At 45.6% G+C, this 18,645-nt stretch carries 14 protein-coding genes; 10 read left to right on the plus strand and 4 right to left on the minus strand.

Going from position 1 to position 18,645, the window contains the following annotated elements; all coding sequences use genetic code 11:
• The first annotated feature begins 106 nt into the window (after positions 1-106).
• The gene (locus LZG94_RS12635) at positions 107-4,369 is read left to right on the plus strand and encodes a T9SS type A sorting domain-containing protein (RefSeq protein ID WP_233792252.1); all 4,263 of its coding nucleotides are present in this window, start codon (positions 107-109) and stop codon (positions 4,367-4,369) included.
• Positions 4,370-4,446: 77 nt separating this feature from the next.
• Here the strand turns inward: LZG94_RS12635 and LZG94_RS12640 are convergent, their stop codons facing one another.
• Together LZG94_RS12640 and bshA are read right to left on the minus strand one after the other, a co-directional pair.
• Entirely contained in the window at positions 4,447-4,701 is a 255-nt protein-coding gene (locus tag LZG94_RS12640) for a DUF4834 family protein (protein WP_233792253.1), read from the minus strand.
• A 137-nt stretch (positions 4,702-4,838) separates the two neighbouring features.
• On the minus strand, positions 4,839-5,978 hold the full coding sequence (gene bshA / locus LZG94_RS12645) for an N-acetyl-alpha-D-glucosaminyl L-malate synthase BshA (RefSeq protein WP_215232337.1): 1,140 nt from the start codon (positions 5,976-5,978) through the stop codon (positions 4,839-4,841).
• Positions 5,979-6,155: 177 nt separating this feature from the next.
• Between bshA and LZG94_RS12650 the strand changes: the two genes are divergently transcribed.
• The 8 genes from LZG94_RS12650 to LZG94_RS12685 all read left to right on the plus strand — a co-directional run bounded on the left by LZG94_RS12650 (position 6,156) and on the right by LZG94_RS12685 (position 14,938).
• Complete coding sequence (locus LZG94_RS12650; protein WP_233793113.1) at positions 6,156-7,037, plus strand: geranylgeranylglycerol-phosphate geranylgeranyltransferase; 882 nt, start codon at positions 6,156-6,158, stop codon at positions 7,035-7,037.
• A 110-nt stretch (positions 7,038-7,147) separates the two neighbouring features.
• Positions 7,148-7,843 (plus strand): hypothetical protein, encoded by a 696-nt coding sequence (locus LZG94_RS12655; RefSeq protein ID WP_233792254.1) that lies wholly within the window; start codon positions 7,148-7,150, stop codon positions 7,841-7,843.
• Between the two features lie 121 nt (positions 7,844-7,964).
• The gene (locus tag LZG94_RS12660) at positions 7,965-8,534 is read left to right on the plus strand and encodes a phosphoribosylglycinamide formyltransferase (RefSeq protein WP_233792255.1); all 570 of its coding nucleotides are present in this window, start codon (positions 7,965-7,967) and stop codon (positions 8,532-8,534) included.
• 6 nt (positions 8,535-8,540) lie between these two features.
• On the plus strand, positions 8,541-9,446 hold the full coding sequence (locus tag LZG94_RS12665) for an EamA family transporter (protein WP_233792256.1): 906 nt from the start codon (positions 8,541-8,543) through the stop codon (positions 9,444-9,446).
• Positions 9,447-9,458: 12 nt separating this feature from the next.
• Positions 9,459-10,796, plus strand: coding sequence for an APC family permease (locus LZG94_RS12670; RefSeq protein ID WP_233792257.1), 1,338 nt, complete (start codon positions 9,459-9,461; stop codon positions 10,794-10,796).
• Positions 10,797-10,998: 202 nt separating this feature from the next.
• Positions 10,999-11,640 (plus strand): porin family protein, encoded by a 642-nt coding sequence (locus tag LZG94_RS12675; RefSeq protein WP_215232342.1) that lies wholly within the window; start codon positions 10,999-11,001, stop codon positions 11,638-11,640.
• Positions 11,641-11,819: 179 nt separating this feature from the next.
• Positions 11,820-13,148 carry a DEAD/DEAH box helicase gene (locus LZG94_RS12680; protein WP_233792258.1) on the plus strand — a complete coding sequence of 443 codons (1,329 nt, stop codon included), beginning with the start codon at positions 11,820-11,822 and terminating at the stop codon, positions 13,146-13,148.
• 5 nt (positions 13,149-13,153) lie between these two features.
• Positions 13,154-14,938, plus strand: coding sequence for an ABC transporter ATP-binding protein (locus LZG94_RS12685; RefSeq protein ID WP_233792259.1), 1,785 nt, complete (start codon positions 13,154-13,156; stop codon positions 14,936-14,938).
• 282 nt (positions 14,939-15,220) lie between these two features.
• Here LZG94_RS12685 and hemA read toward each other — a convergent pair whose 3' ends face one another.
• The gene (gene hemA / locus LZG94_RS12690; protein ID WP_233792260.1) at positions 15,221-16,480 is read right to left on the minus strand and encodes a glutamyl-tRNA reductase; all 1,260 of its coding nucleotides are present in this window, start codon (positions 16,478-16,480) and stop codon (positions 15,221-15,223) included.
• 270 nt (positions 16,481-16,750) lie between these two features.
• On the opposite strand from hemA, the gene LZG94_RS12695 reads away from it, so the two are divergent.
• Positions 16,751-18,034, plus strand: coding sequence for a PAS domain-containing sensor histidine kinase (locus LZG94_RS12695; RefSeq protein WP_233792261.1), 1,284 nt, complete (start codon positions 16,751-16,753; stop codon positions 18,032-18,034).
• A gap of 32 nt (positions 18,035-18,066) precedes the next feature.
• On the opposite strand, the gene LZG94_RS12700 is transcribed toward LZG94_RS12695, so the two are convergent.
• On the minus strand, positions 18,067-18,621 hold the full coding sequence (locus LZG94_RS12700; protein WP_215232346.1) for a hypothetical protein: 555 nt from the start codon (positions 18,619-18,621) through the stop codon (positions 18,067-18,069).
• Positions 18,622-18,645 lie beyond the last annotated feature (24 nt).

The raw sequence follows: 18,645 nt of genomic DNA on the forward strand, positions 1-18,645 counted from the left end.
GCAGAGCAATTTGCACGCCACTTTTTTGTTTGTGTAAGTCACTTTCCCTATACACATTTTGTAGAAAAACTTGTATTTTCGAGCACTTTTGTAACTCCTCTTAAACATGATTAAACTTTACCCCTGCATTATTGCATTGCTCTTGCTTTGCTCTCGTTCTTTTGCGCAGAATAATTCCATTACCATTGACCATAACTATCTTACTTCGTCTGTTTGCGTCAATGCAACCTTCAAGCTGCCCGTAGTCCTGTCCGGGACTTTTAATGCAGACAATAAGTACACAGTACAAATCCGCAAACTTTACGCAAATAACATCAGTGCGGAAATTCCTGCAGTGCTGGTCGGCGGGAACCTTGAATTCAAAATTTCGGATTCGCTTACATTCGGCAACTCCTATATTCAAATGCGCGCAATTACCTCCTCTCCAAAGGCACAAAGCGATTGGAGCTCTTCCATCGGTGTGCATACCAAGGGAAGCGTTGTATTGAATCCTCCCGGCAAATCCGACACCCTGAATGCATACGACCGCGTAGAGATTCTGTTGCGGGGTACTAACTTTCAGGAAGGGCGTGTGACTTTGAGTGATAGCAGTAAGATCAGCATTTACTCGAACGACGGCATATTTGCTCAGCCATATAGCCTTACCATAGCTGCCAGCGGCACTTACAGAATCGCTCATGCGGAGAACTTTTGTGGTGCAATGGCGATAAGTGGAAGTTACACTGCGGTTGTTAACAAAACCTCTGTTAAGACCATGCTTGTCACCCCGTCCGCACTTTGCGAAAACAGCGAGGTTACGGTCAGGATATCAACAAATGGAGAAGCTTTCACGAACGCAACTAAATACAAGGTCCGGTTTCTTCGCTATGCAAGCAGCGGGGAAATGCCTGCGATACTGGAAGCGCCAGCAACCGTTGATGGGAATTTTCTTAAAACAAGATTTCCATCCAATGCAAATATCAATGGTAATGCGAGTTACAATGTGCAGGTTGTTACGGAAAATCCGGCAACAGTTTCCTCTATTTACCAGTCTCCGATCCAGGTTTGGGCAGCACCTAATGCAACTTTCAATACCCAGAGCCAGACGATCAATTTTGGTGAATTCATGCAACTGGCGGTCAACATGACGGGATTACCACCTTATTCAGTTGAATTTACCGATGGTACGATATACAATTCGAACAGTTCAACAGCTTACTTTACAAGCTATCCCATTGCAGATCAGAACTTTTCGATCAAATCTATCACGACCGGTTGCGGTAAGACGGAGATCCGGGATCCGCAGGTAGTGGAAATCAAGCTCCGGCAAGGAATCAGGATTGATGATTCGCAAAGGCAGTTGATCTGTGCAGGGACACAAGGGAAAATCAAAGTATTGACTAATGTGAATTTTACAGGTTCCTCGCAATTTTTTGTAAAACTGCATAATCAGTTCAATGGTGAAACGAGCACATTACCGGCAAGTAAAAACGGCGATTACATTGAGTTTGCATTGCCGCCACGTGAAAGCGGGTACGGAGGTTATGGTTATCAGATCATCACAACACAACCTGCCCTGCAAACAAATGTATCCTACAATGTAGTGCTACAAACCATGCCGAATGTCCAGTATGCCGGCTTTAATGAAACTTACGTGTACGAAAAGCCGCAGATAATAGCATTAAGGTATGGGCTGACAGGCGGCTCGCCCTACAAAATCGAATACATGGACGGAACAATTGCCGAATATGAATACGAGGGAAATATTGCGGGTAAAGATTTTTTCCTGAAATCAGATACAGAATTCAAGATCAAATCGATCAGCAACAGCTGTTTTTCAAATAATAATCCCCGCTCTGTAAACCTTTCAGTAAAATCCACATCCGCGCCGGGAATCTACCTGGAACCGATCAGGAAAGAAATCTGCGAAGATGATAGTATTGAAATTGTATTCGGCACAGTCGGTTCCTTTAATGCAGGAAACAAGTTTTACATTCAGGGTTATGGAAATTGCTGTGAGTTCCAAACCCTTAAAACCATTGAAAGTGGCGGGACTTACAAGGTTAAGATAAAATCAAACTACTCGTATTCAAATAACGGCGGAGTACGGATTGCGTCAACAAATCCGGTATTATTCAGTGAAGTTCAGTCAACTACATTGCAGCAGCCGCTATCGAACATCACCATTTACCCTGAAACAACTGCGGAAAATCCTACGGTATTCCTTGCCACGGGAGGCGGGTACGTCACAGTAAGATCGCAGACAAGCAGCATTTCACAGGCAACCTATTCCATTGACGGAGGTGCCGACCAGGTTTATACTTCGACAAATACCGGAAGTAGCTCCATTGAAGTGCCTATTAAATCGCCGGTTGGAAAGATGGCTGTTTACAAGATCAAATCCGTAGCGAATACATGCGGGAGTGTGCCGGTGAACCTCAATGCGCACCTGATCCCTGCTGCATACCGCATTCAACTTACTTCCTATTATAACAATAGTTACTTCTGTCCGGGCGACCCAATTTCCGTATCCTTCGGGGTGGGTGAAGGTAAAGCTTCGTCGGGAGCAACTTTCGACCTGGAATTCACCAAACAAAATACAACTGATAAGACGATAATTGTAAAGGGAGGTACTGGACCTGCATTGAATGGATTTATCCCGGCAAACCTGGCTGCCGGCTACTATTCTGTTAGGGTAGTTTCATCAGACGGCCCGGCTACTGACAGTTATTCAGTCCAGGTCAGTGAGCCGGCAACGGTTAATCTGGTCACCGAAAACATGAGCGATAATATTACAGTGGAAGCAGGACAAACGGTGATCCTGAAACTGGTATTCACCGGCAGCAATCCCTGGACTACAATTTGGCAGGATAATTCTACTGCAAACTACTATTCCGGCAACCAGGAGAATGTTTACGTATATCCGCAGAAATCGCAGCAATATGCAATCAAAATGATCTCAAATGCTTGCGGATACGGTACTGTTTCGGGTTCTGTGAAAGTATCCGTCAAGCCGCGTCTGACCATGCAGTCAAACACTTCATCGGTGTGCCCGGGCAACGCTGTCAGGATCACTTACAGCCTGGCCGGAGAGGCCGATCTTTCTGATGCATATATCCGTTTTGTACTGACAGACCTTGATAAGAACACCGAGATACCGCTTGATTCTACTAAAACAATCGCAGGCGATATCGACCTGAAAATACCCGCTATACTGACAGGCAGCAGATATCAGATCAGAGGCACGGTAGCAAAATATGACCTCACCAGCGAGGTTAACGTATACGTTACAACCAGGACCGATTTAAGTATCAGCGGCAACACGATTATCAATAGCGGAACGGCAACACAGCTTGCACTTCGCTCAACCAAAAGCACGGGCTATTTAGAATACACATTATCAGATGGAACCCGCGGAAATTTTTACGCATTCCCGGGGCAGATCAATTACGTCCGCGTACAGCCGCGGCAAACTACTACCTACACGATTTCCTCGGTTCGGAATGAGTGCGGAGCAGGAGACAGTTTCGGATCAGCAACCGTGGAGGTAAATCCAGTTTCAGCAAAAAGCGTGAGCGTCACGAGCTGGACTTCTCAGAGCAGTGCAGGCTTTTGTACCGGCGACACGATTGCAGTTTCCTACGCTACCCTGGGCACATTCACTTCGGGCAATATCATGACCGTGCAGATTTCGGACACGACGGGGAAGAACTTCCGGTCCATTACGACCATTGGAAACACAAACCCGCTCAAAGCTGTACTTCCGGTCGACCTTATCCCAAACGGACAATACCGAATGCGCGTGGCTGCGAGCGATCCGGGAACAGCCAGCGGAGCTTATGAATTAGCAATGGTTGCAGGCCAAAAAGCCAAAGCGCGGTTTGCTTCCGAATCGGTTATTTTTGATGGTAAAACCAATCCTAAAATCACGGTTTTGCTGGAAGGCGGCGCTCCGTGGACCTACCAGTGGGGAACAGATCTGCTGATCAACACGCGGCAGACTCACAACCCTACCGACGTGATAGAGCTTTTTCAGGCATCGCCAAACCAGTTTTACAGGCTTTTCAAGGTTTCCAATTATTGCGGATTCGGTACGATAGAAAGTCCTGGAACAGTGCGGGTAGAAATGGTAACTGCCTCCGAGCCTGCTCTTACATTCAAAGTTACCGTAGCCCCCAACCCTGCTCAGGAGGTGCTCAACGTCACATTTGAAAATGCAGCCGCATTGAAGAAAATTATTTTATACGATCTGAATGGAAGGGTATTGCGGCAATCAGAGTCACGCAAGGCTGCTGAAGAGCTCAATATAGCTGCGCTGCAAAGTGGTATTTATGTGCTTATGGTAGAATCAAAGGGAAGAAAAAGCACATTTAAGATCGTAAAACAGTAAACATATCCAGTTTTTCAATTCAAGAAAAAAACCGGCGCTTTTCAGTGCCGGTTTTTTTATTTCAAAATCTGGTAAAATTACTTAACCTCTTCGTAGTCAACATATTCACCACCTCCAAATCTCGAAGACTGATCCGTGTTCGGGGGAGTATTGTCGACTCTCACTCCATTTCTCGTTTTCTGTTCCTGTTGTTTTTGATGCGCCCGGAATATTCTTTCCTGTTCCTTCACCAGCTTCCGTCCTACAAGCAGATGGAAAATGAAGTTTCTAAAAAAAGGAACGAATGCTAACAACAGCAGGAATATGAGAATTATATTAAATACAAGTTTCATTTTTCAAAAGTTTTCTTCTCTGTATAACGCAAGCCTAAGTAAAATAGCACACTAATATAAAGAAAATCCTAGCGAATGAGGCATTCTGGCTGTGGAAAGGTCCGAGCCGGTTATAAGCGGCCTGGTCCGTTTACACACTACATTTCAATCATTTTGCTGCTTTCAACGACCTTTTCATAGTAAGATTCGTAATGCGGCAATATTTTGGCAACGTCAAACTCCTTCGCGCGCGCCAATGCATTTGCTTTAAATGTCGGCAAATTATTATCGTCCAGAATGTAAGCCGCGTGCTTCACCATATCGTCCACATCACCTACATTACTTAAAAAGCCGGTGATACCGTGAAGGTTCAGTTCTGGCAATCCGCCTGCGTTGGAAGTGATCAAAGGTACTTCACAGGCCAGCGCTTCCAGGGCTGCCAATCCGAAACTCTCTGTTTCAGAAGGCATTAAAAACAGATCGGCTACGGAAAGCACTTCTTCAATCGCATCCAGTTTACCCAGAAAACGAATATCTGAAAGCATATCCAAATCCTTGCAAAGCCGCTCGATACGTGCGCGATCGGGACCGTCGCCTACTAGTAAAAGCTTGCAGGGAAGCAGTTTGCGCAACTTCTCAAATATCATGATCACATCGTCGATCCGCTTCACCTTCCTGAAATTGGAAGTATGAACGATCAGCTTTTCATCATTCGGGCAGATCGCGAGTTTGAAATGGTCTTTCTTTTGTCTGTTAAAACGATCCAGATCGATAAAATTCGGGATCACTTCAATGTCTTTGGTGACATTAAAATGGCTGTAAGTATCTCTTCTCAAAGATTCGGAAACAGCCGTAATTCCGTCAGATTGGTTGATACTGAATGTAACCACCGGCTCGTAGGATTCGTCTTTACCCACCAAAGTAATATCCGTTCCGTGCAAAGTCGTGATCACGGGAATGTGGATTCCCTGCTGCGCCAGTATCTGTTTTGCGAGATAAGCCGAAGACGCGTGCGGGATTGCATAATGTACGTGTAGCAGATCCAGACCTGCGTTTTGCACCACATGCACCATTTCACTCGAAAGCGCAGATTCGTAGGGCGGATATTGGAATAATGGGTAAGCGGGTATATTTACTTCATGATAATAAAGATTCTCGTTGAAAAAATCGAGTCTTTGAGGCTGCGAGTAGGTTATAAAATGAACCTGGTGACCGGCTTTGGCGAGCGCCTTACCTAGTTCGGTAGCTACCACACCGCTTCCTCCGAAGGTTGGATAGCATACAATACCGATTTTCATAATGTTGTCAAAATAGTTAAATGTCCCGACTGCCGTTAGAGTGCGGGCTGTTTCATTTGGGCTAACAACAAATAATCATTTTTTATCCCCTAACCGGATAAAGAAGTGAAGAATTGTCGTTAATGCTTTAAAATGAATAATTTTATCGGCTAAACCTTCTTTTCAGCGTTAACCCGCATTACAGTGTCGGCCAGGTCAAAATTGAGATTACGGGATTATATTGCGGGTAGTGCGCGGCTTGTCAGGACCACCAACCTGATCATTGTTGCATTGACCCAATACCTGACCCGCATTCTCCTCATCGGCCCGCGGGAAAACTGGCGCGAGATCGTACTGGATCCCTACCTTTTTCTACTATCGCTTTCCACAGTTTGCATTGCCGCCGCGGGTTACATTATCAACGATTATTTTGATGTTAAAATAGATATTGTCAACAAGCCGGAGCGGGTTGTGGTAGGCAGGTATCTCAAAAGGCGCTGGGCAATAGGCGCGCACCAGATCCTGAATGTGATGGGTGCAGTGCTCGGGCTCGCGGTCAGCCCCTATATTTTCCTGATCAACGTATTCTCGATCACGCTGCTCTGGTTTTACTCCGAGCGCTTCAAGCGGCTGCCTTTTATCGGCAACTTTATCGTATCGCTGCTCACGGCGATGACTTTGCTCATCCTGACAGTTCATTATCCCGAAAACCGGCATCTGGTGTTTATCTATGCAGTTTTTTCATTCTTCATTTCACTGGTACGAGAAATTGTGAAGGATATGGAGGATATTAAAGGCGATCAGGCGCACGGCTGCCGGACATTGCCCATAATCTGGGGCATCCCGCGCACCCGCAATTTCCTGTATATAGTGCTGGTACTATTCATTTTCGCGCTTTTTGCAATGGCGAGGGTATTGAATAACAGCTTGCTCGTGCTACTTTTCATTCTATTGCTGCTGCCGATTTTATACCTCGCATTCCAGCTTTCCCGGGCTGATACGCGCCGCGATTTCAGGCAGGTGAGCAGCTTGTGCAAGATCATTATGCTGCTTGGGCTTATGACGATGATCTGGGCGTGACAGGATTTCAATTTCCTTTAAATCAATATAGCTGCTACCCGCCCGCTATACTGCCGCAAGAAAGTATATTTACAGGTTTCCAATCTAAATCACGAATCGATCGACGAATTATGAAAAAGCTTTTACTATGGACAATTGTTTGTCTGGTTTCGCTGCAAATACCTGCATTTGCCCAGGATTGTGCCGGTCTCACGCTCAAAGAAGGTTCCGGATTTGAAATGAACAACTACGACGCAAAAGGAAGGCCGGCCGGCAAAATGATCTATAAGATTGCGAAGGTCACGAAAGATGGCGCGTACACCGTTTTTAAGATCGATATGGAGTTTTTCAATACTAAAGAAAAGTCGGAACTGAAAAATACGTACGAGATGAAATGCGATGGAAATGTAATGTTACTCGACGCCAGCTCGCTCGTGAACCAGGAACAAATGAAGTCTTTCCAAAATATGGAGATGGAATTCACTTATGAAAATATCGAATACCCCACGAAATACCAGGTAGGCGATAAGCTCAAAGACGCTTCTGTAAAAGGGAAGGGCAAGACTGGTGCCGCGCCGGTTGCATTCAATATGCTCATCAGGAACAGAAATATCAGCGCGCAGGAAAAGCTTACAGTCCCGGCAGGAACGTTCGATGCATACAAGCTGAATGCAGATATGACCATGGAAATGGTAATGGGATTTCCGATCAAAATGGAAATGCAGAGTATCTCGTACCGCACGCCGGGCGTTATCTGGGACCTGAAAACAGAAACTTATCGCAAGGGTAAACTGATGGGTTATAGCGAGCTGACGAAAATATACTGACCAACGCATTTAAAATACGATTTTGTCAAAGAACGGCTTTCGAATGAATTCGTAAGCCGTTCTTTTTTAGCTTTGTCACAATTCTAAGATCAAACTCATCGATATAATATAAGTAACACCAATGAAAAGAATTGCCATTTTCGCTTCCGGCTCCGGCACGAACGCAGAAAACATAAGTGAATATTTTGCAGACAGGGAAGACGTGGAAGTTTCGCTGATATTTACCAATAATCCCATGGCTGGCGTGATCAAAAGGGCCTGCCGGTTACAGATCCCGGTTGTATTTTTTGATAAAAAGACATTTTACGAAACGGGAAAAATCCCGCAGATCCTGCAAAATGAGCGCATTGATCTGGTTGTGCTGGCGGGTTTCATGATGCTGGTACCCGTTCCACTGGTGGCTGCTTTCCCCAATAAAATCATCAATATCCACCCGGCGCTTCTGCCCAAATATGGCGGCAAAGGTATGTACGGGCATTTCGTTCATGAAGCAGTGGTGCAGGCCGGCGAGAAGGAATCGGGCATAACGATCCATTATGTGAATGAACATTACGACGAAGGCAATATCATTTTTCAGGCAACCTGCGACCTTGATCCCGCCGATAACGCCAGCGCCGTCGCCACCCGCATTCACGCACTGGAATACGAACATTACCCCAAGGTTATAGACGAACTTCTTTCCAAGCAATAGCCGCAAATGCTCTATTTCGCACTGGCAGTTGTATTTACTGTCGCCCTTTACCTGATCATGCGGGCCTACCCGCGTTACCAGGTCAATTCATTTCACGCGGTCGTTTTTAATTATTATTCCTGCGTGCTGACCGGCTTGGTCCTCACGCCGGATCTGGCTGTTTTTCAGCAGGTTAGATGGAATTCAGAAGGTACACTGCTTACCCTTGCGCTCGGCTCCCTGTTTGTCACTGCATTTATGCTGATCGGTCTCACAGCACAAAAAGTAAGCGTAACGGCCGCGTCGCTGGCGGGTAATATGTCGCTGGTTATCCCAGTACTTTTCGGCCTTTTTATATTTAAAAACAACAATAAGGACTTTACTTTCCTGAACTATACCGGCCTCATGGTAGCGCTCGCGGCACTGGCATTAGGCGCGATACAGACCAAAGACAAGACTAAAAACCAGCCTCAGGGCGCATTGAGTGCACTATGGCTATTCCCGGTGCTCACGTTTCTTGCATCGGGCACCAATAATACGCTGATCAATTTCTTGTCTGTCAAATATTACGAGCCCGGGCAGACCACCGTTTTCATGATCATCGCCTGCACAGGCGCAGTGATAATAGGCACAACGATATTGATTTACAGGATTTTTGCGTACAAAGAGCAACTGAAACTGAGAAGTATCATCGGCGGACTGATCCTGGGCGTTCCTAATTTCCTGTCCCTGTATTTTCTGCTGCTCGCACTGGCTTCGTTCGGTAATAGCGCAGCTTTCGTTTTCCCGATCTACAATATCCTCAGCATGCTCGTTTCCTCGGTAGCAGCGTGGCTCATTTACAGGGAACGGTTGAATTCTTTGAACAAATGGGGGCTTGTTTTGGCCGTAATTGCTATATTACTCATCTCCTATCAGGAATTGAACTTCTAAAAAACCTGCCTAATGCCTGAACCTTCCGGAAAAATCCGTCCTCAGATCGGGGTATTTGATTTGGGGATGATCGTGATCAGTCTTGTGATCGGTATCGGTATATTCAGAACTCCGGCGATAGTCGCGAAGCAAGCCGGAAGCCCGGAGATATTCTTTTCTGCGTGGATCGCGGGCGGGGTTGTGAGTTTGATCGGCGCTTTCGTTTTTGCTGAAATAGGCAGCAGACACCATTTTCCCGGTGGTTTTTACAAGATGATCTCGACCGCATTCCACCCGCTATATGCATTCATGATCAACTGGGTGATCGTACTTACCTATGGCGCGGGCATGGCCGGCGTTGCATTGATCGGTTCTGAATACCTCAATCCGCTCCTTCCTGATTTTGCCCGTGACCAGAAAGGCATTCTGGTTACTGCGATTGTTACACTATTGTTTTTTTATGTAGTGAATATGCTGGGGATCAAGTCCGGCTCACGTACGCAGAATATCCTTAGCAGTGTCAAAATTCTGATGATGCTTGCGCTTTGTACTGGTATTTTTTATTCCAATACAAGTAATGACGTCGTGACTGTTACACCGGAACTTTCGGGCGGAAACTGGCTTTCCGCCTTTGGGGCCAGCCTGATCGCCGTGTTCTATACTTTTGGCGGGTATCAGCAAACATTGAATTTCGGCGCGGATATCAAAGATCCGGTTCGTAATACACCGCGGGGAATTTTCCTGGGCATGTTCCTGATTTTAGCTTTGTATCTGGCGCTCAACTATACTTATTATAACGTACTCGGTTACGAGGGTTTGAGTAATTCAAGTCTAATCGCCGCTGACGCAGCCAACGTTTTGTTTGGTCCGTCGGGGAAAATATTTTTCTCGCTCGCTATATTCTGCTCGGTACTCGGCTTTATCAATGCGACTATGCTTTCGCTGCCGAGGGTATATTACGCACTGGCCGACGACCATATTCTGCCGCAGATATTTAAGAAAGTCAACGAACGCACGCAGGTCCAGGAGTTTGCACTTACTTTCCTGATCGTAACTACGCTGCTTTCACTCTGGGTGCTGGATACTTTCGAGCAGATTGTGAATTATGTGATGTCCGTTGACGGGATTGCGCTGGCGAGCGCGGCCGCTACGCTCTTTGTTTTCAGGAAGCGGGCGGGAAAAAACGATTCGCATCAAGGCTTCAAGGTCTGGGGATATCCTTATCTGCCTGGATTGTTTGTGCTGTTTCTACTAATTACTGCCATTAATGTAATCGTGACTGATCCGAGCTCGGCAATTGTCGGCTGGGCGTTGTTCCTGGGTGGCGCTCCACTCTACTACATTCTTCAATGGCTGGGAAAACGCAAATAGCCGAGCTCCCTCTGTCTTCTGAGGTGAACGTATACACTTGTAGACGAATTTCCCCGATTTTCAGCTTCATTTTCTGAATATAATTATCCAAATACGAGCTGGTTCATCTCAATAGGATCGTTGTCAACATTATAAGCATCTCACAAGGATCTGGTACGCATTTTTCTGAACGTATAGTAAAGTGTACCCAAATTCTAATCAAATGAAAAATTGTATTATTTTACTACTGGTCACATTCCTTTGTGTTCAGCAGTCACACGCTCAGGAAAACGTTTCAATAGGACCAATGGCAGGAGTTTCGATCGCCAACTTTCGCGGTGACATCTCAAACACCGATTGGAAACCCGGGTTGACAGTCGGCGGGTTTTATAATTACAGCTCTAAAACTGGGTTTGGTTTCAGCGGGCAGCTGCTCTTTACCCAACTCGGCGCGCAAACTGACGACAAGCGAAATGCCATTAATCTCAACTACATCCAGGCTCCGCTGCTTGCTACATTTTACTTCGGCCAATATGGAGATAATGTAAGACCTAAAATCTTCCTCGGACCTTCGCTAAACTTTTTGGTTGGGGCGAGAAATAAGAATGGGGACAATATCAATGGAAATTCAAACGACCGCGTTTATAGCCCGTTTGACCTCGGTGGAGTGGTTGGTGCGGGTATTAACTTCCGGTTGCAAGATAAAATCTGGCTCAACTTTGACGCACGTTACGGATTCGGCCTATTGGATGTTACGAGGCTTGATAATTCTAATATAAAAAATAATAACTGGGGCATCAATGCCGGAATCAGTTTCCCACTTGGGACTTACGATAGCGGTTCAGGCAGACTGCGCACCCGTTAACACGCACTGTTGAAAGTACTCCAACACACTATTTTATAAAATAAGGAAGGGCATCTCGGCTGAGAATGCCCTTTTTTTATATTTGACCAACACCAAAATTAAGTACTGTCTCACCTGATACCTGCACTTCAATAACCGGGAGATAAGGCGTAACTTTGCGCCTCAATTTGAATTGCATTATGACTTTTGAAGAATTAAATCTGACCAAACCTCTCCTGAACGCATTGCAGGATTCGGGTTATACTACTCCTACTACGATTCAGCATAAGGTATTTTCGGTGATGATGTCCGGAAAAGACGTGTGCGGCATTGCCCAGACCGGGACCGGAAAAACGATCGCTTACCTGCTGCCTACACTCCGCCAGCTTGAATATTCGAAAGACAGATTGCCGCAGTTACTCATTCTTGTACCTACCAGGGAGCTCGTCGTGCAGGTAGTGGAGGAAGTGAGGAAATTGGCCACTTACCTGACGCTGGAAGTGGTTGGTGTTTACGGAGGCGGAAATATTAAGGTGCAAATGGCAGAACTGCATCAGGGCGCTGATGTGGTGGTGGCCACACCTGGCCGGCTGTACGATCTCGCATTGAATGGATCATTGAAAACCAAGGCGATCAAGAAGCTGGTAATAGATGAAGTAGACGAAATGCTGAACCTGGGCTTTCGGACACAGCTGAAAAACATCCTTGATCTTTTACCTCAAAAAAGGCAAAACCTGCTTTTCTCGGCGACTCTTTCGCAGGATGTAGAGAATCTGATGCAGGAATATTTTAATAGCCCTGTGCGCGTGGAAGCCGCGCCTGCCGGTACGCCGCTCGATAATATAGAACAGTACGCCTACGAAGTCCCGAATTTTTACACCAAAGTAAATCTGCTGGACCTACTGCTGGAAGAACACGAAGAAATGAATAAGGTACTGATCTTTGTGGCAACGAAAAAGCTCGCCGATCAGCTGTATAACCAGCTTGAAGTAGGTTATCTCAACAAAATCGGGGTAATGCATTCAAACAAGGAGCAGAATCACCGTTTCAATACGATCAGGCAGTTTCACGATGGTACCTTCCGACTTTTGATCGCTACGGATATTATAGCCCGCGGTCTCGATATAGCAGAAGTGTCCCACGTTTTCAATTTCGATATTCCCGAATCTCCCGAAAATTATATCCACAGAATAGGCAGGACCGGCCGCGCTGACTGTAAAGGCGTGGCCATTTCCTTTATTACTGAGAAAGAAAAGGAATTCCAGGAGGAAATAGAGGCATTGATGGAATTCAAGATACCAATGGTACCGCTTCCGGAAAATTTGAAAATCTCCGAGATACTTACGCCCGACGAAGAGCCGAAGATCTACATGAAAGACGTGCTTTTCAAAGCGCCTAAACGCGAAGATGTAGGTCCTGCATTCCATGAAAAAATCCCGAAAAATCAAAAGGTGAATATCCGCCGTGACCACGCCAAAGAGAAAATGCAGAAGTACGGCAGGCCGATCAAAAGGTCCGGGAAGAAGTAGGTAATATGAACATCTGGCAAATTTTTCAGCGACTTCAACCCTATGTGAAGCCCTACCGGAAGCAGATTGCTTTCGCGCTTTTTCTTACATTACTGGGCGCGATTACGGCGCAGGTTAACCCCTGGGTTCTTCGGTATACGGTGGATACGGTGCAATCGATACTCGACAAAAAATGGGGTATTATGGAGGGCAGGGATCTGCTGATCCGCATTTCACTCATATTGTTCATTAAGGAAATCGTCAATTCGTTTATCGTTTTCGGGCAACGTTATTTTGGTGAAAAAATCAGGATCAATGTTTCCAGTGACTTATCACAAGATGCTGTCAGCCAGATACTTTCTTATAATCTGGCCTATTTCAGCGACAATGAAAATCAGAAGGGGAAATTGCAAACGCGCATTGACCGCGGAGTAGAAAGTCTGACCAAGCTGATCCAGAATTTCTTTATCGATATCCTTCCTCTTTTTGCGAATGCATTGGTCGCGCTGGGTATTATGTTTTCTGCAAATGTATACGTGGGGAGCATTGCGCTGGCGATTTTACCTGTTTATTTCTGGATCAGTTTCCGGCAGGCGGGCGAGTTGCAGGGTGTCAGGCGCAAGCTGAAACGCCAGCGTGAAAACAAAAGCAGCGGGCTGATCAACCTGATCGAATCTATTGTTGTGATCAAATCCTTTGTGCGGGAAAAACTGGAAGGCGACCGGCAATATCAGTTGCAGCAGGAGCTCATGGAATCGCAATTGAAGACGCGCAAAACCAACTTTGCTTACGATGGTATCAAGAGTTTCATCGAGCAGATCGGCGTCGTTTTGATCATTATCCTCACCGCCTACCTCGTGCTCGATCAGCAAATGTCAATTGGTGCGATCATGTTTCATATTCTGCTTTTCAATAATGTATCTGCCCCTATTCGCCAGCTGCACCGGATTTACGACGAGATGAACGACGCGCTGACCTACTCTGAAGGTTTCTTTGAAATTCTCGATGCCGACGGAGCGACTGAGAAAAGCGGAAATGTTCCGTCACCAGGTTTCAGGGGAAATTTCGAATTACGAAATGTCTCATTCACTTATCCGAATGGAACAAAAGCGCTATTTAATATTGATATGAATATTGTAGCCGGGCAGACTACTGCACTGGTCGGATTGTCGGGTGCAGGAAAAAGTACGTTGATCAATCTGCTGGTAGGATTTTACGCGCCTGATTCAGGGCAGCTGTTACTTGATGGAAAACCTTTGCAGGATTACGATCTTCCGCCGCTGCGGCATGCGATCGGAATGGTACTTCAAAAGAACCACATTTTCAAAGGCTCGATTGCTGACAATATCCGATATGGAAAACTGGACGCTACACAGGAAGAATTGATCGCAGCTTCAAGAAAAGCTTATCTGCACAATCAGATCATGGAGCTTTCGGAGCAATATGATACGGACGCGCAAATGCTTTCGGGCGGCCAGCAGCAGCGGATCGCAATCGCCCGGCTCTTTCTGAAAAATCCCCCTATTATCATCCTGGATGAACCGACCGCAAGTCTTGACGCAATTGCTACGGAACAAATCAAAAACAGCCTCGACGCGATTAAAAAAGACCGGACTGTGATCATTATCTCGCACAGCCTGTCCCAGATCCTGGATTCAGATCAGATATATGTAATGAAGAAAGGGCGCATTGCCGAACGGGGAACGCACGCAGAGCTTTATGAGAAAGAAGGAATTTATCGCGAGATCTTCGATGCCTCCGCGCGTAGTATGAATCTTGACAAAATGATCGGGTTTATGGGACGTGAATAAAAAAATTAATTTTTTTTTCGTCTGTTCGATCTAAAACTTTTGCGGCATCGTAAATAGGATCAGATGTGCTGAAAACTGTTGAGAGATATAAAGTATTCAGCAATATCTTTTGAATTGGTTAGGATCAGGCTGCTTCGGCGGTCAATCAAAGAATACAATTAATTATTGTGGAGGGTAAGGTAATACATAGAGAGGGTGATCATTGTCACCCTCTCTTTATTTTTGGCATAAAAAAGGCCCTCAGAAATGTCCTGAGAGCCTTTTTCTATTTTGAGAACCAACTTAATGGTTTGAACTGACTTTTTCAAGATTGAACAGATCGTTCAATACATCTATAAGCGTTTCTGCTTCTCCTCGTTTACAGGCGGCTTTCAATTGCAGCACAGGAAGTTTGAGGATTTTCTGCATCATGCTCGTCGTAATGCGTTCCACTTTTTCAAGCTCTGAATCGCTCAGGCTTTTTGTAAAACGGGTAAGCTCTTCTTTTCTGATCTGTTCCAGCGCGCCTTTCAGCTTTTGAATAGTCGGAGAAACGACCATTTCCCTCGACCAGTCATTAAATTCTAAAACGGCTTCGTCGATGATCTCTCTCACATGCGGCACGGCTGCCAAACGGCGGTGCAATGCTGCGTCTGCTTTGGAGCGGATCGAATCAATGGTATAAAGCATTACGCCAGGAATTTCTTCCACTTCAGGTGAAACACTTCTTGGTACTGAAAGATCAATGAAATATTTAAAAGACATACCACGCAGGCGGACCATCATTTCTTTTGTAAAGAAAGGTTCGTTGCGGGCAATAGAAGATACGATAATGTCTGCTCTGGAAACTTCCGTTTCGATATCTGCAAAATCAGCTACCCTGAAACCAAGCGTGGCGGCCAATTCTTCCGATTTGCTTCGCGTTCTGTTCACCAGAGTCACATCTGCATTGGCGTTTTCAGCTAGATTTTTACATACATCTGCTCCTATTTCACCCAATCCTACAATGAGTATCCTTGGATTTGGCATCAATCCTTCCAGCATTTCGACCGCTGCATAAGATATGGAAGCAGCGCCGTCGCGGAAGAATGTTTCCTGCGCAACCCGTTTGTTAGCAAAAAAAATCGTGTGCAATAAACGGTGCAAAAACGGCCCGGCCATATTCAGATCCGCAGACCATTGGTAAGCATGCTTGATCTGGTTCGGGATTTGCATATCACCAACAACCTGCGATTGCAGACCAGTGGCTACCTGAAATAAATGGTGAACTGCGAGTTCCCCGTCACTAAAACGCTCGAAATATGATTTGAAAAGATCGGTGTCAACAATACCCTTCTCGATGAGAAGTAACTTGATAATATCCTCATTCAGATCAGATGAGGCAGAATAATATATTTCGGTACGATTACAGGTAGAGACAACGAGGACGTCGGAAACATCGAAGAAATCTTTTAGACGCAGCATAATGCTCTTTGCCTCCGCCTCATTCAATGCTAACTGTTCCCTTATGGCAAGAGGAGCGTTCCGATGTGATAAACTTATTAATTTGAACTGATTATACATCACTTTGTCTAGTCAATATGCAAAAATACGGCACAAACTTTCAATAGAAAAGTTAAAGCAGAGTAAGCGGTTTATTTAGAAAGCATTTAAATAATTATGGTTAATGCTATGCGAAATAACGACAAACCTTCACCCGAAAATATGATTCAGGTCAGTTTTATAGGTGACGATGCGGGCCAACTTAGACGATCTTAAATCCACTAAGCTTAATTATTTTGCGTTATTTGTACTACAACATAAAATTCCGGCAGCTCGTGCCACGGCAACTGAATGATCAGTCAAACTCCCAAGCAAAAACCGCGATTTCGTCTGCATCCGGCAGCTATATTAAACAGCCAGCGCCTGCGCCGCTCGCTGATGGACACCTACGATCAGAAGAGTGCTTATAAGTATCTGATCGGGATTATTCTGCTCCTGCTCAGTATCAGTTCTCTTTTTTATACCAATATATTAGTAGAAGAACTGGAACAAAGGGAGGAGCGCGAGGTACAACTTTACGCGGAAGGGCTGCGGTACGTGGTGAATAGTCCGCTGGATGAAAACTTCAATGTAGTGTATCAGGTAATCCAGGACGCGGTCAACTTTTACCAGATTCCGGCCATTTATGTGGATGAAAATAACCTGACTTCCCCCGACCGGACTATGAATATCGATTTCCCGGCGACGATCAGTGCACAGGAAAAAGAACGCATGATCCAGGAGAAGCTCGCGGTTATGAAGCTCGAACACCCGCCTATTCCGGTGGAGCTGGGCAAGGGACGCACAGGATACATTTATTACAGTAACTCGTTTTTGCTCACCCAGTTACGCTACTACCCTTTCCTGCAACTTTCGGTGATGCTATTGATCGGCTACCTCGCCTATCTCGCATTCAGTTCGGCCAGGAAGGCGGAGCAAAACCGGGTCTGGGTGGGTTTGGCGAAGGAAACTGCGCACCAGCTAGGCACACCACTGTCGTCGCTGATGGCGTGGGTGGAATATTTCAGAAGCGATCCTAACATTGATCCCTCTATTGCCGAGGAGATCGAGAAGGACGTGATCCGCCTTGAAATGATCACTACCCGCTTTTCCAACATCGGCTCTATTCCCACATTGAAAGCCGAGCCAGTCGCGGAGATCCTGAATAATTTTGTCAGTTATCTTGAAAAAAGGGTTTCGTCCAAAGTGAAGTTTACGGTGTACAATCAGCTCGCCGACGAGCAGACTGCGCTTTTAAACAAAAACCTGTTTGAATGGGTGATAGAGAATATATGTAAGAATGCGGTAGATGCAATGGGCGGGATCGGCGAAATTAATGTCACACTACAGGCGCCGCCGAACAACAATGAGATGTGGATCGATATTGCCGATACCGGCAAAGGAATGACGAAAGCCAATATGAACAAGATCTTCAATCCCGGATTCAGTACTAAAAAGAGGGGCTGGGGACTAGGGCTTACATTGGCGAAAAGGATCATCGAAAATTACCACTCGGGCAAGCTTTTCGTGAAAAACTCGGAGATAGGCAAAGGAACCACTTTCCGTATCATATTAAACGCCAGCATCGTAGAGTGATGCCGGCGTTTTGTATTGGTTTTCGAATGGATTTATCTGTAAACCGGAACTGTAACTTCGTCGGTAGGCGGGTTAAGCTGGTTACTGATGTGGAATGCGCGGTCGATAATGCGCACTTTGAATTTCACTTTCGTTAAAACTGCATTATCGAGGTAACGGAAAGGAATTTTCAGATCTAGCTTACCTTTGATCGGCCCCGCTTTTCCGTCTGGTTTAAGCATAGGAAAGAATTTAAAACTATCTCCCTCCATCACCGTCTCCGACCAGCTGCTATCCTTATTCATGATCATAGTCACCAATTCGTAATTGGCAGGCATCCCCCAGCCTGGCACATTCTTGTATGCAGAAGTAAACTCAGGTTTCTGAACATCTTCCGAAGACGCGCCCAGATCTCCGTCGCCATCTTCAAAATCGACTGTGATCGTCACCACTTCTGTCCGTTGCAGCTTACCTGAAATCGTGTCAGATTCGGTATATTGATCTATTCCGTTATAGTAAATTCTTGGCGTTTCGTCGAAATTGGGGATATCGACACATCCTGCCATTGAAACCGCAAATAAGAGGAAGAGGGAAACTTTCAGCTTCATATCACTTCAATTTTTAACTTTGTA

The organism is Dyadobacter sp. CY343, assembly GCF_021390335.1.
GTDB lineage: Bacteria > Bacteroidota > Bacteroidia > Cytophagales > Spirosomataceae > Dyadobacter.

Coding starts and splice junctions, on each gene's coding strand:
- hemA (WP_233792260.1), bottom strand. CDS start 16,480: ATGTATAATCAGTTCAAATTAATAAGTTTATCACATCGGAACGCTCCT.
- LZG94_RS12635 (WP_233792252.1), top strand. CDS start 107: ATGATTAAACTTTACCCCTGCATTATTGCATTGCTCTTGCTTTGCTCT.
- LZG94_RS12665 (WP_233792256.1), top strand. CDS start 8,541: ATGCTCTATTTCGCACTGGCAGTTGTATTTACTGTCGCCCTTTACCTG.
- LZG94_RS12675 (WP_215232342.1), top strand. CDS start 10,999: ATGAAAAATTGTATTATTTTACTACTGGTCACATTCCTTTGTGTTCAG.
- LZG94_RS12660 (WP_233792255.1), top strand. CDS start 7,965: ATGAAAAGAATTGCCATTTTCGCTTCCGGCTCCGGCACGAACGCAGAA.
- bshA (WP_215232337.1), bottom strand. CDS start 5,978: ATGAAAATCGGTATTGTATGCTATCCAACCTTCGGAGGAAGCGGTGTG.
- LZG94_RS12640 (WP_233792253.1), bottom strand. CDS start 4,701: ATGAAACTTGTATTTAATATAATTCTCATATTCCTGCTGTTGTTAGCA.
- LZG94_RS12700 (WP_215232346.1), bottom strand. CDS start 18,621: ATGAAGCTGAAAGTTTCCCTCTTCCTCTTATTTGCGGTTTCAATGGCA.
- LZG94_RS12680 (WP_233792258.1), top strand. CDS start 11,820: ATGACTTTTGAAGAATTAAATCTGACCAAACCTCTCCTGAACGCATTG.
- LZG94_RS12695 (WP_233792261.1), top strand. CDS start 16,751: ATGATCAGTCAAACTCCCAAGCAAAAACCGCGATTTCGTCTGCATCCG.
- LZG94_RS12655 (WP_233792254.1), top strand. CDS start 7,148: ATGAAAAAGCTTTTACTATGGACAATTGTTTGTCTGGTTTCGCTGCAA.
- LZG94_RS12670 (WP_233792257.1), top strand. CDS start 9,459: ATGCCTGAACCTTCCGGAAAAATCCGTCCTCAGATCGGGGTATTTGAT.
- LZG94_RS12685 (WP_233792259.1), top strand. CDS start 13,154: ATGAACATCTGGCAAATTTTTCAGCGACTTCAACCCTATGTGAAGCCC.